Genomic DNA, 13,788 nt, shown 5'->3' with positions numbered 1-13,788 from the left:
TGTCCCTGAGATTCCTGATGTCATTGAGACCTTCAAAAAGCTCTCTGATTTTGCCGGAGTTGATTCCATGGGATGGCGCTATGATCCGATCTTCCTTGATGAGAAGTACACCAGAGACTACCATCTTGAGAAGTTTGAAGAGATCGCTACCGCCCTGGATGGCTATACCCAGACAGCTGTAATCAGTTTTATAGACATCTACCAGAAGGTAAAAAAGAATTTCCCCAAGGCTACTGCCCTTGAAAAGGCTGACCGCCTATACCTCGGGGAGCATATGACCAGGATAGCAAAAGACCATGGCATGACCCTTCGCCCCTGCAGCGAAGGAACAGAGCTTGCCCGGTTCGGAGCGGACTGCAGCGGCTGCATGACTCAGCCCATCTACGAAAAAGCTCTCCACACCAAGCTTGATTTCCCCAAGATCAAGAACGCCAGAACTTCCTGCGCCTGCTTTCTTGGAAATGATATTGGCATGTACAACACCTGCCTTCACTTATGCAAGTACTGCTATGCCAACTATGATGCAGAAACTGTCATAAATAACAACGCAAATCACGATCCATTGTCACCGCTTCTTATAGGAAATATCCGTCCCGAGGATGAAATCCATCAGGCAGAGCAAAAGAGCTGGATCGACGGCCAGTTGTCCTTTGACTTTTTATGAGTCAAATAGAACCGTCCCCAATGACTCACACCATTTCTGCCAAATAAAAGAGCCCCTTCTTGCGAAGGGGCCCTTATCATCTTCAAGTATTTTTTTCCATATCCAGCGATCCGTCATGCAATTATCAGCAGAAAGGATTCTCTGTTGGATAAGGAAGAGATGCAGGCTGGTTGTAGCCGATTGTCTCTGCTCCAAGATACTTAAATACCTCGAAGAGTGCCTTTCCGTAGTGTCCAAATGCAACTGCTCCATGGTGAGGGAAGTTCTGCTGAATAAGTACATGTCTGTAGAATCTGCCCATCTCAGGAATAGCGAATACACCGATACCACCGAATGATCTTGTAGGAACGTTAAGAACTTCGCCCTGTGCAACGTAAGCTCTAAGGTGGTTGTCAGATGTGCTCTGAAGTCTGTAGAATGTGATATCACCAGGCTTGATGTCTCCTTCAAGTGTTCCCTGTGTAACTTCCTCAGGAAGGTTTCTAGCCATGATTCTCTGGAACTTCATCTCGCAGCTAGAAAGCTTGCTTGTGCATGTATTTCCGCAGTGGAAGCCCATGAATGTATCTGTGTGCTTGTAGTTGCCGAACTTGCCCTTGATTGACTCTTCGTACATGTCAGCAGGTACAGAGTTGTTGATATCAAGAAGAGTAACAGAATCGTTACTTACGCATGTTCCGATGAACTCTGAAAGTGCACCATAGATATCAACCTCACATGATACAGGAATTCCTCTTCCTGTAAGTCTTGAGTTTACATAGCAAGGAACGAATCCGAACTGTGTCTGGAATGCAGGCCAGCACTTACCAGCGATACATACATATTTCTTGTAGCCTCTGTGCTCCTCAATCCAGTCAAGAAGAGTAAGCTCATACTGAGCAAGCTTAGCAAGGATCTCAGGCTTCTTGTTGCCTGCGCCAAGGTCAGCTTCCATATCCTTAACAACATCAGGTATTCTAGGATCGTTGTCATGCTTGTGGAATGCTTCGAAGAGGTCAAGCTCTGAGTTCTCCTCGATCTCTGCGCCCATGTTGAAGATCTGCTTGATTGGTGCGTTGCAAGCAAGGAAGTTCATAGGACGAGGACCAAAGCTGATGATCTTAAGATCACGAACACCAACGATTGCTCTTGCGATAGGCACGAACTCGTTGATCATCTTTGCGCACTCCTCAGCAGTTCCTACTGGATACTCTGGGATATAAGCCTTTGTGTTTCTGATGTAGAGGTTGTAGCTTGCATTGAGCATTCCGCAGTAAGCATCTCCTCTGCCATCGATAAGGTCATTCTGTGACTCCTCAGCTGCTGCACAGAACATGATAGGTCCATCAAAGTGCTTAGCAAGAAGTGTCTCAGAAATCTCTGGTCCGAAGTTTCCAAGATATACGCAAAGTGCGTTACATCCGTTTTTCTTGATATCCTCAAGAGCCTCTACCATCTGAGTCTCGCTCTCGATGATACATACAGGACACTCATAAACGTCCTTGTCGTTGAAATTCTTTTTGTAGGCCTCAGCTAAAGCCTTTCTTCTGTTTACTGCAAGTGAAGCTGGGAAACAGTCTCTACTTACTGCAACTAAGCCAATTTTTACCTCTGGAATGTTGATCATAATTTATCCCCTTTCCTTTGCGGGTCCTCCCGCTTAAATATTTGTTTACTGCCATACCCTTATGGCGTTTATTACGTTACAGCTCTGACAGCTGTTTGTAATCATCTTTAAGATCTTTATAGAGCTTCTTGTAAAGCTCATGATATGCTGCATACTTTGAAACGTTGTCTGCTACAGGCTCTGTCTCTTTTGCCTTGGTGATAAGCTTATCACAAGCTTCCTGAACGCTTGTGTATACTCCGCTTCCTACGCCTGCAAGAATTGCTACTCCAAGGGCAGGCCCCTGCTCCTGGTTGATGGTTGCTACCTTGCATTGATACAGGTCTGAGAGCATCTGTCTCCAGATCTTGCTCTTTCCACCGCCGCCGCAGGCCATCATCTCTTTTACGCTGATGCCCATCTCTTTAAGGATGTCGTTGCAGTCGCAAAGAGAATAGGAAACACCTTCCATTACTGCGCGAAGAAGATGCTTTCTTGTGTGGATTCCTGAAAGTCCAAAGAATACGCCTCTTGCCTTGTCATCCAGGTGAGGAGTTCTCTCACCATTAAGATATGGAAGATAGATGAGTCTGTCACTTCCTACAGGAACTGTCTCGATGTCAGCATTTATAAGGTCATAAGGATCAACGCCCTTTTCCTTGGCCTCCTCAATGTAGCTCTGGCAGAAGTTATCCCTGAACCACTTAAGTGAAAATCCTGCTGCCTGGGTAACACCCATGATATGCCATGCGCCAGGTACTGCGCAGCAACATGTATGTACTCTTCCCTTAGGGTCGATACTTACCTTGTCTGTGTGTGCAAATACAACTCCGCTAGTTCCGATGGTTGTGAAGGCTGTTCCTTCTCTAACTACTCCGGTTCCGATAGCAGCTGCTGCATTGTCGCCAGCTCCGCCAACTACAACTGTATCTGTTGAAAGTCCAAGCTGCGCAGCAACCTCGCTTGTGAGCTTGCCTGTAACTTCGCAGGACTCGTACATCTTGCCAAGAAGTGACTTGTCAATGTTAAGCTTATCAAGCACTTCGTCTGACCAGCATCTGTTTGCCACGTCCATGAGCTGCATTCCAGAAGCATCTGAAACCTCTGTTGCAAACTCTCCTGTAAGGACATATCTGATGTAGTCCTTAGGAAGAAGGATGTGTCTGCAGCGCTTGTAGTTCTCTGGCTCCTTGTTTCTTACCCAAAGGATCTTGGCTGCTGTCCAGCCTGTAAGAGGTGGATTAGCTGTGATCTCGATCCACTTCTCCCTTGGCATGATCCCCAGCATTTCCTCGACTTCTTCGCCAGTTCTCTGATCACACCAGATAATGGATGGTCTTATAACTTCCCCGTTTTCATCCAGCATTACAAGACCGTGCATCTGTCCGGAAATACCAATTCCCTTGATATCAGCAGCATTTGCCACCTTGCCACTTGAAACAGCCTCTTTTACAACAGCTGCCACAGTCTCAAGTGAAGCCTTCTTCCAGTCAGATGGCTCCTGCTCAGCCCAGCCATTCTGAGGTGTGTACATTGGATACTCGTAGGACTTCTCAGCTATAACTGTTCCGTTCTCATCGAAAAGAACTGTCTTGGTAGCGGAAGTTCCCACATCAATACCTATAAGATAATTCATACCTTGCCCCTTTCTACTGCGCTATATGGGTTAGTTTAACTTGTACACCTATCCCATACAACTAGAGTATCATTATTGATACAAAACTTACATTGTTATAGATTGCAGAAAATATCAGCAAATTTTTATACATAATTTATGATGCTTGTATTGTTAATAAGCTCAAATAGTTACATCTTTTTCGATGCAACTAACCCCTGTAAGCTCCTTTGAGCGCTCATCAGGCTGATTTGTTCCTGCAAATATCTTAAAGCTATGTGAAAAGACATCTCTGTTGCCCTCTTCATCTACTGATGTAAAGGCTCTTCTTGGAAGCTCTACAGTAATCTCTTTTTCCTCACCTGCCCCAAGTTCAAATCTCTCAAAGCCTGCAAGCTGAGGATTTGGAACAGCAAGCTCATAGCCTGTGTCCTTAACATAGATCTGAAGGACATCTGAAGTCTTTACAGAACCTTCGTTTACCACTTTTACCTTAACTGTAGCGCCATCAGCTGATGCGGTAACCTCCATCTCTTTTGCCCTGCACTTACCATATGTAAGGCCATATCCAAATGGATAAAGAGGTGTTCCGGTAAAGTACCTGTAGGTCCTGTTCTTCATGGAGTAATCCCTGAAATCAGGAAGGTCATCAGTGCTGCGGTAGAACGTTACAGGAAGCTTACCAGATGGTGATACATCTCCAAAGAGGATGTCTGCTACGTCTTGGCCGCCCTTTGCACCCGGATACCAGGCCTGGATAACTGCTGCTGCCTTCTCCTCAGCTACTGAAAGGTTAATGGCACTTCCTGACATGTTGATAACGATTGTTGGCTTATTGCAGTCAAGAACTGAGTTAAGGAGCTGTCTCTGAGGAATTGGAAGCTCAAGATTTACCTTGTCTCCTGATGCAAACTGGTTACCTGCATCTCCCTCTTCTCCCTCAAGGTTCTCATCAAGACCTACTACAACAACCATGATATCTGAGTAATCTGCAATGGTCTGAACCTCAGACAGTCTGTCTGGATAGTCCTGATCTGAGAGGTTACTAAGGTTTGGTTTCCAGAGGTCGCACCCCTCTGAGTAAAGAACTCTTACATCACCTTCCACCTTGTCCTCAATTCCTTCAAGAACTGTTACAAATCTTGATGAGGTTCCATGGTAGTTACCCATAAGAGCGATTCTTGAATCAGCGTTTGGTCCAACTACGCCGATGGTCTTAAGCTTTGTCTTATCAAGAGGAAGAATTCCGTCGTTCTTTAAAAGAACTATTCCTTCGGCTGCTGCCTTATGTGCCACCTTCTGGTGCTCGTCGCACTCAACTACTGTAAATGGTATATTGTCAAACTCAGTCTTATCGAACATTCCAAGAAGGAACCTTGTTGTAAAGAGTCTTACGCAGGACTCTGTTATCTGCTCTTCTGTGATAAGACCTGCTCTGTACGCATTCATCATCTTCTGATATGTGCATCCGCAGTTAACATCACATCCCATATCAAGGGCCAGCTTAACTGACTCCTCAGCAGTTGCTGTTACCTTGTGGTTTTCGTGGAAGTCTCTGATAGCCCAGCAGTCTGATACGAAGTGGCCTTCAAATCCCCACTTGCCTCTTAAGGTATCAACCATAAGTGGCTTGTTGGCACAGCATGGCTCTCCGTTAGTCCTGTTGTATGCGCCCATGACTGCCTCTACCTGGCCATCCTTTACACAGGTCTCAAAGGCTGGAAGATAGGTTTCCTCAAGATCCTTCTTTGAAGCCTTGGCGTCAAAAAAGTGTCTGTCGCCCTCAGGTCCTGAGTGAACAGCAAAGTGCTTGGCACAGGCTGCTGCCTTCATATACTCGCCATCTCCCTGAATTCCCTTGATAAATGGAACTGCAAGAGTTCCTGTAAGATATGGGTCTTCTCCATAGGTCTCATGGCCTCTTCCCCATCTTGGATCACGGAAGATGTTTACGTTTGGTGACCAGAAGGTAAGTCCCTTGTAGATATCCCTGTCACCGCGCTTTGCCTGCTCGTTGTACTTGGCACGGCCTTCCTCGGCGATAACTTCTCCCACTTCTTTCATAAGGTCTTTATCAAAGGCTGCTGCCATTCCGATAGCCTGTGGGAACATGGTAGCTGTGCCTGCTCTTGCCACGCCGTGAAGAGCCTCATTCCACCAGTTGTAGGCAGGAACTCCCAGTCTGTCGATGGCTGGAGAATCATACCTTAGCTGTGACGCCTTTTCCTCAACTGTCATCTTGGAAACCAGCTCTTTTGCGCGCTTCCTTGCTTCTTCTCTGTTCATTGTTATACCCTCAAAATTTCAATAAATTTGATGTTAATGCTACTGATTCTATTCTATATTTGAATACCAGACTTATCTCACCACATCTTGCCATGTTGTTATCAAAAGTTACCATTACCACCAAAAAAGAGGAGCCGTGAATGAACACGACTCCTCCTCTTAAAGGTTTTTTATGTTAATGGCAAAAATTGTAGCTTTACTTAATCTCAAGGAAGCATATCAGCATCACCGAAGTACTCAGCCCACTTAGCTGTACGCTCGTCGATGATAGCCTGTCCGCCTGATGAAAGGTAATCTGACATGTAGCTGTCCCAAACAGAATCGAAATCTGCTGCAGCTGCTACAACTGCGTTGTCATAGATCTGGTCTCTCTTTGATGAAAGAGTATCACCAACACCAGCCTCAGCCTCGATAACACCAACGTTAACGTTGATTGGCTCAAGACCATCTGCAAGAGAGATCTTGTTAGCTGCATCTACAAGCTCAGGGTCAGCCTCTGCATAGCCGTATGCGATTGAAAGGTTTGCAAGATCCCAGTCACCAAAGTATGTTCCGTTACATGTGATTGTGTAGTCGATGTTCTTACCAGAGTTCTGGATGGCATCGCCTTCAGCAGCCTTGATCTGGATAGCGCCGCTCTCAAGTACTTCGTGTGTAACACCCTCATCACCAGCCTGGAGGTACTTGATTGTCTCAGGCTTTGAAATGAAGTCAAGGTAAAGAAGTGAAGCAAGAGGCTCATCGTTTGTTGTAGGGAAGAAGATCTTTCTGTCACCAGCTGTTGAGTAGAGCCACTTAGCGTACTTGCCGTCTGCGTTCTTGAAGCAGTCAACTGCTACGAACTTAGCGTCTTCGCCAACGTTTCTCTTAAGGTTAGCGTTGATTGAATCTTCACCGTTTCTGAATACATAATCCCAGTTGTGCTGGAATGCACCAACATAACCAGCCTTGATCATATCGTCCTCTGTTGTGTCTCCGCTTCCATAAAGAGCGAAATCCTTCCACATAAGGCCGTCGTTGTACCACTTGTTAAGGAGCCTTACAGCTTCCTTTGTCTGAGGCTCTGTAACCATTCTGTCATCAAATCCGTTGATGTAGTACTCTTTGTCTGTGATCTTAGGGTCCATGAAGGATGTGATGATGTTGTTTGCTCTCCATCCGATGTCATAGCTTGTTGAGAAAGGAACCATCTTGGAAGCATCCTTGCCAAGAAGAGTATCAGCGTTGTCTCTGAATGCTACAAGCATATCTTCGAACTCCTGAGTTGTTGTAGGAGCCTTCATGTTAAGTGCATCGAGCCAATCCTGACGAACGAAAGTAACGATTCTCTGCTGCTCAGCTCTTCTACCTTCGATTGCCCAAACAGATCCTGTCTTAGGATCCTTGTCCCAAAGCATGTTTGTATCTTCAAGCCAAGCCCAAAGGTTTGGTGTATCTGCCTTGTAATCTTCGATCATATCCTTAAGATCGATAACACCGCCCATGTCAGCGTATGTAAGAACTGTAGGATAGCTGTATGTTACACAGATGTCAGGAGCTTCCTGAGCTGCAAGGAGGTTGTTGATATCCTCTGTCTCTGTCCATCTTGGAACCTTCTTGAATGTAACTTCTACGTTGTGCTCTTCAAGCATTCCCTTCTTGATGTACTCTGTGTACATGTTGTTTTCAGGGTCTGATCCGCCGTCATTTCCTCTGTCATAGATCTCAACTGTGATAGATCTTGTGTCAGCGAACTTACCATCTGTAAGCTCTGATGATCCAGCTGACTCTGCCTCAGCAGTAGCCTCTGGCTGTGCCTGCTCTGTTGCAGTAGCATCAGTACCTGTTGTCTCGGTACTTGTTGTTGCTGCTCCCCCGTCTGACTGTCCGCAGGCAACGATTGAAAGTGCCATAGCAGAAGCAAGGAGCATGGATAATACCTTTTTCTTCATAACTTTACCTCCATTTTTGTTTGTTGATAGATAATATGTGATCCCTAAAAGGGATGTTAACAAGGAAGTTCTGCTCTCGCCTGCAAGCAGGCTCGCCAGAACAAGGTTCGTACTAGCTTCGATAAAACCTCAGCAAGTACTCACTCTTTTACCGCACCAAGAGTAACTCCACTTATGAAGTACTTCTGAAGGAACGGGTAAATGCACAGGATCGGAATGGTTGAAAACATTACGATGGCTGCCTTAAGTGACTCTGAAAGTCCGGGAGCTGAGAAGCCCTCCTGGGTTGCTACTTCAACTGAGTTGATGTTGTTGATGATGTTGTACAAAAGAAGCTGAAGTGGATAATACTTTTCCTCTCTCATGTACATCAGGGCATCTGAGTAGCCGTTCCATCTTCCTACTGCGTAGAAAAGAGCCAGTGTAGCCATAACAGGCTTTGAAAGAGGAACATATATCTTGTACAGGATCTCAAAGAAGGTTGCTCCATCGATCTCTGCTGACTCACGAAGTGAATCAGGGATTCCGTAAAAGAAACTTCTCATGATGATCATGTTGTAAACACTAAGTACACCAGGCAGGATCAGAACCAGAGGGTTACTTAAAAGGTTCAGCTTCTGCATCAGCAGGTAGTTAGGAATTGTTCCTGCGTTAAAGAACATCGTGATAGTGATAAAGATGTTGATGGCTTTTCTTCCTCTTAATTTTTCAAAGATAAGAGGGAATGCACAAAGTGTTGTCATTGAAAGAGACAGGACCGTGCAGATAACTGTAAGTGATACTGTCCACACAAATGCTCTTATATATTTAGGGTCCTTTAAAACTGTTGAATATGCATTAAAGTTAAGACCCTTTGGCAAAAGATAAACTTCATTTCTTACAAGAAAATCCGTACCACTAAGGGATTTTGCAAGCAGGTTCAGCATTGGGATAATGCATATTGCGCTGACGATCAGGCAAAGAACTACGAAAAACATATCCCAGGCTTTTTCGCCGGTTGATTTAATCTTCATCTCTCTATCCTCCCTTTACCAGATTCCTCTCTCGCCAAGCTTGCGAGAGATCCAGTTAGCCATCAGCAGGAAGAATACTCCTACTACGGACTGGAATAGTCCAACGGCAGTTGTAAGGGAGAACTGAAGTCCCTTAATACCTACTCTGTAAACAAAGGTTGCGATAACGTCTGCCACACGCATTACCAGGTTGTTCTGGAAAGCAAATGGCCTGTCAAATCCACCGCCAAGGATATTGCCAAGGCTCATGATAAGAAGTACTACAATTGTTGGCTTGATACCAGGAAGAGTGATGTGCCAGATCTTTCTGAATCTTCCAGCTCCGTCAACGGAAGCCGCCTCGTAAAGCTCAGGGTTGATACCAGCTATGGCAGCCAGGTAAACAATGGATCCCCATCCGAAGTTCTGCCAGATACCGAATCCTATGTAACTTCCTACCCAGTGGGCTTCGTCGTTAAGGAACGGGATCGCTTCTCCTCCAAGGTTCTGAATTACCATATTTACAAGACCTGCATTTGGTGCAAGGAGCTGCAGAGCCAAGCTGTAGATGATAACCCATGAAAGGAAGTGGGGCATGTAAGCTATGGTCTGAACAACCTTCTTGTAACGGGTAAAGCAAAGCTCATTTAATATAAGAGCAAAAATGATAGGTGCCGGAAATCCAAAAATAAGATCCAGCAGGTTAAGTGTAAGAGTGTTCTTTAAGGCATATCTGAAATCGTTGTTTTGGAAAGCCTTTATGAAGTATTCAAAGCCGTGGTTTTTAGCAAGGGGCTGTGTCCATATGCTGCCCATCAGGCTGTACTTTTTAAATGCGATCTGTACATACACCATTGGTATGTACTTAAAAATCAACAGATACAGAAGCGGCAGGGCAAGCATCGCATACAGCTGCCAGTACTTCTTCATGTAGACGCCAAATTTCTGATTTGACTGCGCCTTTACTGGTTTACTCATTTTCTTCCTCCTGGTTTTCGCCGGAAGATACATCTTCCAGTCTTATATAGCTCTCCCTGGGGCCCAAATAGGACTCTGGAAGTTTTGTTCCGGATCTTACAAAAAGTATCCTCTCAAGCACTATTCCGGGGCTTGCGCCGTAGAACTTAACTTCGTTTTCGCCTTTTTTGCACTTAACAGTGGCCGAAGTCCTCTTGACGCTTTCCAGTGCTTCCTGCCTCCATTGCCTGCTTGAGAAAAACGGTTCATCCGGCTCTTTTACTGTGTTGAGAGTCTGCATCTTGCCACCGTTTAACGAAAAGCTTATGTACTGCCCTTCCTTAAAAGTAACCGGAGTAGTCGGTGCAAGATCAAAGGTCAGGTTATATTCGCCCTCGTCAGCCATAAACCTGTATGAAACAAAAGGTCTTTTCTTATCACCGGTAAAATCATGGGTTACCGGAAAAGCCTTGATGGCGCTTCCTGTTCTGCCGTAGGGTCTTAGTACTTCAAAGTGGCCCTTTGACGAGCCTTGCCTGTCAGCAAAATGCTCAGCCTCCATGCAGATATATCCATCACTTTCAATAAACACCCCTTCTGGAGCAGCCTTAGGTGCTGCAAGGACTGTCACATGAGCAGTTCCAAAGCCAATACACTCAACTTCGAAGGTTCCGCTTATTTTGTCAGTCAAAAGAGATTTATCCACCGAAAGGATCACCCTCTCCCTTACACTGACCTCTCCTTCAGTCCTGGAGAATATAAGCCAGCCGCAATCCGTATGGATCTTGTACTTAAATGGCTTATCACTTCCGCTGATAATATCAAAATCAATACTGTCTACGTCAGGCCTTAGCATATTGCTCCAGGTCTGAGGCCTGTCGTTCCACTCAAGGCCTGTCATGTAATTCTCATCATCAGCTCTTGCCACCAGCATCCTTGGGGAATTGGCCCCGTATATCAGATGCTTGATCGGATACTTGTTATCCTCTTCATTCCAGTTCACAAATCCTATGTGCTCTGACCTGCCAAATCCCTTGTAATAGCCGTCATCCACTGTTTCATATTCATCGATGAGCTCACTGTCACGCCTTACGCAGGCATCAAGTTCATCTGCGATGATGTTGGCTTCGATGCGGTTCTGATGAGCAAAGAGCTTATTTCTCCCTGCCAGTATCCACATCTTCATAAGGTTTGCTGTTCCGCAGGCGGGATAATATAAGAGAGAAACAAATGCGGACATATCCTCTTCATCCACTCTCTTTTTAAGAGCCTCTGCTTCCTTTAAGATCTCAGCGCTCACGCTTAGTACCTGATCTGCCTCGCCAAAGTGAAGCGGGTGGTAAACACAGGCGTTCATGATCTCGTGGCGCCTTTTTTCCAAAAGAGATGTGTAATCCCAAATAATCTTCTTTATCTTATTTCTGCCTGAGAGAGGAAGCATTCCGCCAAACTGCCTCTCTGCCCAGTTATTTACGTATTCCTCTGTGATCGCCGCGTCAGCTTTGCCCCATCTGTCAATGTCGTAAGCAAGGTCAAGGAAGTAGGAAAGCCCAAGTTCCTGTGTTCCAATATCTCCAACATTTACTACCCAGATCTGCCTTACACCAAATTCATAGGCTGCGGTCATCTGCTCCCATACCCTTGGAAGGTATGTGGATCCGATCCATTTATATGAGTAAGGTCCTCCGTGCATGTCCATGTGATAATACATGCCAAAGCCGCCCTTGTGGTCAGCTATCTCTTTTGACGGAAGAGTCCTTGTGTACCCCACGTTGTTGTCTGAGAGCATCAGCGTTACGCCCTCAAGCTCCGGATCTCCCATAAGGCCCTTTGCCTTATCATCTCCATAGAAGAACTCTTCTACTTCGGAGAAAAGAACTATCTGTCTTGGAATCTTATCGATATCCTGATCTATAGTCTCCCGGATCAGGTCGTTCTGGGTTTTTAAAACATCCCTTAAAAGATCTATGTTTTCCTTAAGGCCTGCATCCTCGGAAAGTATCTTGGAATCACGCTCGCCGCGCATTCCAAGAGTTATTACATTTTCAAAGGCCTTGTTTCTAAGAAGGCCATCTCTCCAGAAACGGGTGATACCTTCTCTGTTGTTTATAAAGCTCCAGTCGTCTCCGTAGATGGAGTTCTCTCCTCTAAGGAGCCTGTACTCTTCGCCGCTTCTCATGCAGGGTTCGTGGTGAGAAGTACTCATGACAACGCCATATTCATCGGCGAGCCTTGCGCTTTCAAGTCCCGGTCCATCCATGCTAAAGTTTGAATTCCACATGGCTGGCCACAAGTAATTGCCCTTAAGTCTAAGAAGCAGTTCAAAAATCCGTTCGTAGCACTTTGCGTTGATGCCTCCAAAGTGCTCCATGGCCCAATTTCCAAAAGCTGGCCATTCATCATTTATAAAGAATCCTCTGTATCTGACTGAAGGCTCTTTTGTTACTGTATTCACCTCGTCTGACAGAGAGACGTTCTTTTTCTTTTTAGGAACTACGTGGTTCCAGTTAACAAGTGGTGAAACTCCAAGGAGCTCCGACAGATGGAAGAGTCCGTAGATGGTACCCCTCTTGTCGCTTCCAGCAATGACCAGTGCATGATCAACGCCTTCCATGGGAGCATCTATTACCTGAAAACTGTAGACTTCCCATTTACCCCTTACCTTCTCTAAATCAATGAGTCCCTTGTCTTCTAGTTCCTTAAGGTAGTCGCTCTTATCAACAGTTCCATAGATTATCAGATTTCTGCATTTGCAGCCCTTTGTGTACTCGCCAGCATGAAATCCAGTCACCAGGTAAATATCCTGCCTGACCAGCGCTGCCACCTTATTGACTCCGGGAAAAGATTTAGACTCGTAAGTGAACATTAACCTGTTATCGAAACTTAACTTAGACACATTTACCCCCACAAGGTTATGTTTCGCTTTTTTTGCTTGTTGATGTTTCCCCATTTCAATGATATAAATAATCATAAGATACGGGATTTTATAATAAATACACAAAATGCAATATATTTTTTGCATTTTCCGATATAAACTGCACAAGTGCATTTCGAGGGGATCATTAACAATGAAAAAGAGTCTTAACTGCCCATACAGCATGATCGATCACGAGATCATCTGCGAGCACAAAATGGCCAGAGTAACGCCAGAAGACATAAATACAGTCCACAACCACGACGGGTATGAGGTAGTTCTTTTCCTCAAGGGCGATGTAAATATCATGATCGAGCCTGAGCTCTTTAAGATGAAAAGAGGGGATATGTTCTTTATAAGCCCCTTGGTTTTCCATGGAATTGATCTTGAGGACATTGCAGGCTATGAGCGCATTGTCATCAACGTTCAGTACGAGTATCTCAAAAACCTTGGGGATGCTGAGACTGATTTTTCAACACTCTTTAGGACCAGCGATTCTTCCAACATGAATCACCTTAGGATCCCCGAGGAGTCCATTTCCAAATTTATCTCCATCGCAGGCAAACTCGAAGAGTCCCTTCACAGCGACAGCTTTGGACACAGCATCCTTTGCAAGGCATATCTTGCAGAGTTTCTTCTTATGACATGCAAGTATTCAGAAAACGTTCCTCCCCAGAAAAAGAAAAGCTCCATGCCTGAAGTCGTATCAAGGATCCTTGACTACATCGACACACATCTGTCTGAGGACATCACTATAAACGCCATGTCTGCAGAGCTTCACTACAGCAGCGACCACTTAAGCCGCGCCTTCAGTGATGCCACAGGCGACTCTTTGAAACACTAC

General features: G+C 45.2%; 9 protein-coding genes. 2 read left to right on the top strand and 7 right to left on the bottom strand.

Annotated features, from left to right (window positions below):
• Positions 1-664, top strand: a 664-nt coding sequence (locus tag J6I68_RS05015) for a DUF1848 family protein (RefSeq protein WP_292218055.1), incomplete at its 5' end; no start/stop codon positions are given.
• A 124-nt stretch (positions 665-788) separates the two neighbouring features.
• Here J6I68_RS05015 and J6I68_RS05010 read toward each other — a convergent pair.
• The 7 genes from J6I68_RS05010 to J6I68_RS04980 all read right to left on the bottom strand — a co-directional run bounded on the left by J6I68_RS05010 (position 789) and on the right by J6I68_RS04980 (position 12,926).
• Entirely contained in the window at positions 789-2,270 is a 1,482-nt protein-coding gene (locus tag J6I68_RS05010; RefSeq protein ID WP_292218052.1) for an L-fucose/L-arabinose isomerase family protein, read from the bottom strand.
• A gap of 76 nt (positions 2,271-2,346) precedes the next feature.
• A complete protein-coding gene (gene xylB, locus J6I68_RS05005) occupies positions 2,347-3,885 on the bottom strand; it encodes a xylulokinase (protein WP_292218050.1) in 1,539 nt (512 codons plus the stop codon).
• Between the two features lie 162 nt (positions 3,886-4,047).
• Positions 4,048-6,150 carry a glycoside hydrolase family 3 C-terminal domain-containing protein gene (locus tag J6I68_RS05000; RefSeq protein ID WP_292218048.1) on the bottom strand — a complete coding sequence of 701 codons (2,103 nt, stop codon included), beginning with the start codon at positions 6,148-6,150 and terminating at the stop codon, positions 4,048-4,050.
• Positions 6,151-6,356: 206 nt separating this feature from the next.
• Positions 6,357-8,081: a sugar ABC transporter substrate-binding protein gene (locus tag J6I68_RS04995; RefSeq protein WP_292218045.1), complete on the bottom strand. Its 1,725-nt coding sequence runs from the start codon at positions 8,079-8,081 to the stop codon at positions 6,357-6,359.
• A gap of 140 nt (positions 8,082-8,221) precedes the next feature.
• The gene (locus J6I68_RS04990) at positions 8,222-9,094 is read right to left on the bottom strand and encodes a carbohydrate ABC transporter permease (protein ID WP_292218044.1); all 873 of its coding nucleotides are present in this window, start codon (positions 9,092-9,094) and stop codon (positions 8,222-8,224) included.
• 15 nt (positions 9,095-9,109) lie between these two features.
• Complete coding sequence (locus tag J6I68_RS04985) at positions 9,110-10,051, bottom strand: ABC transporter permease (protein WP_292218042.1); 942 nt, start codon at positions 10,049-10,051, stop codon at positions 9,110-9,112.
• A complete protein-coding gene (locus J6I68_RS04980) occupies positions 10,044-12,926 on the bottom strand; it encodes a glycosyl hydrolase 115 family protein (RefSeq protein ID WP_292218040.1) in 2,883 nt (960 codons plus the stop codon). The genes J6I68_RS04985 and J6I68_RS04980 overlap by 8 nt, the downstream gene beginning before the upstream one ends.
• Positions 12,927-13,098: 172 nt before the next feature.
• Here J6I68_RS04980 and J6I68_RS04975 point away from each other — a divergent pair.
• Positions 13,099-13,788, top strand: a 690-nt coding sequence (locus J6I68_RS04975) for an AraC family transcriptional regulator (protein WP_292218037.1), incomplete at its 3' end; no start/stop codon positions are given.

It is taken from the genome of Butyrivibrio sp. (assembly GCF_017940685.1).
Taxonomy (GTDB): Bacteria; Bacillota; Clostridia; order Lachnospirales; family Lachnospiraceae; genus Butyrivibrio.
This window is presented reverse-complemented; position numbering and strand designations above follow the sequence as displayed.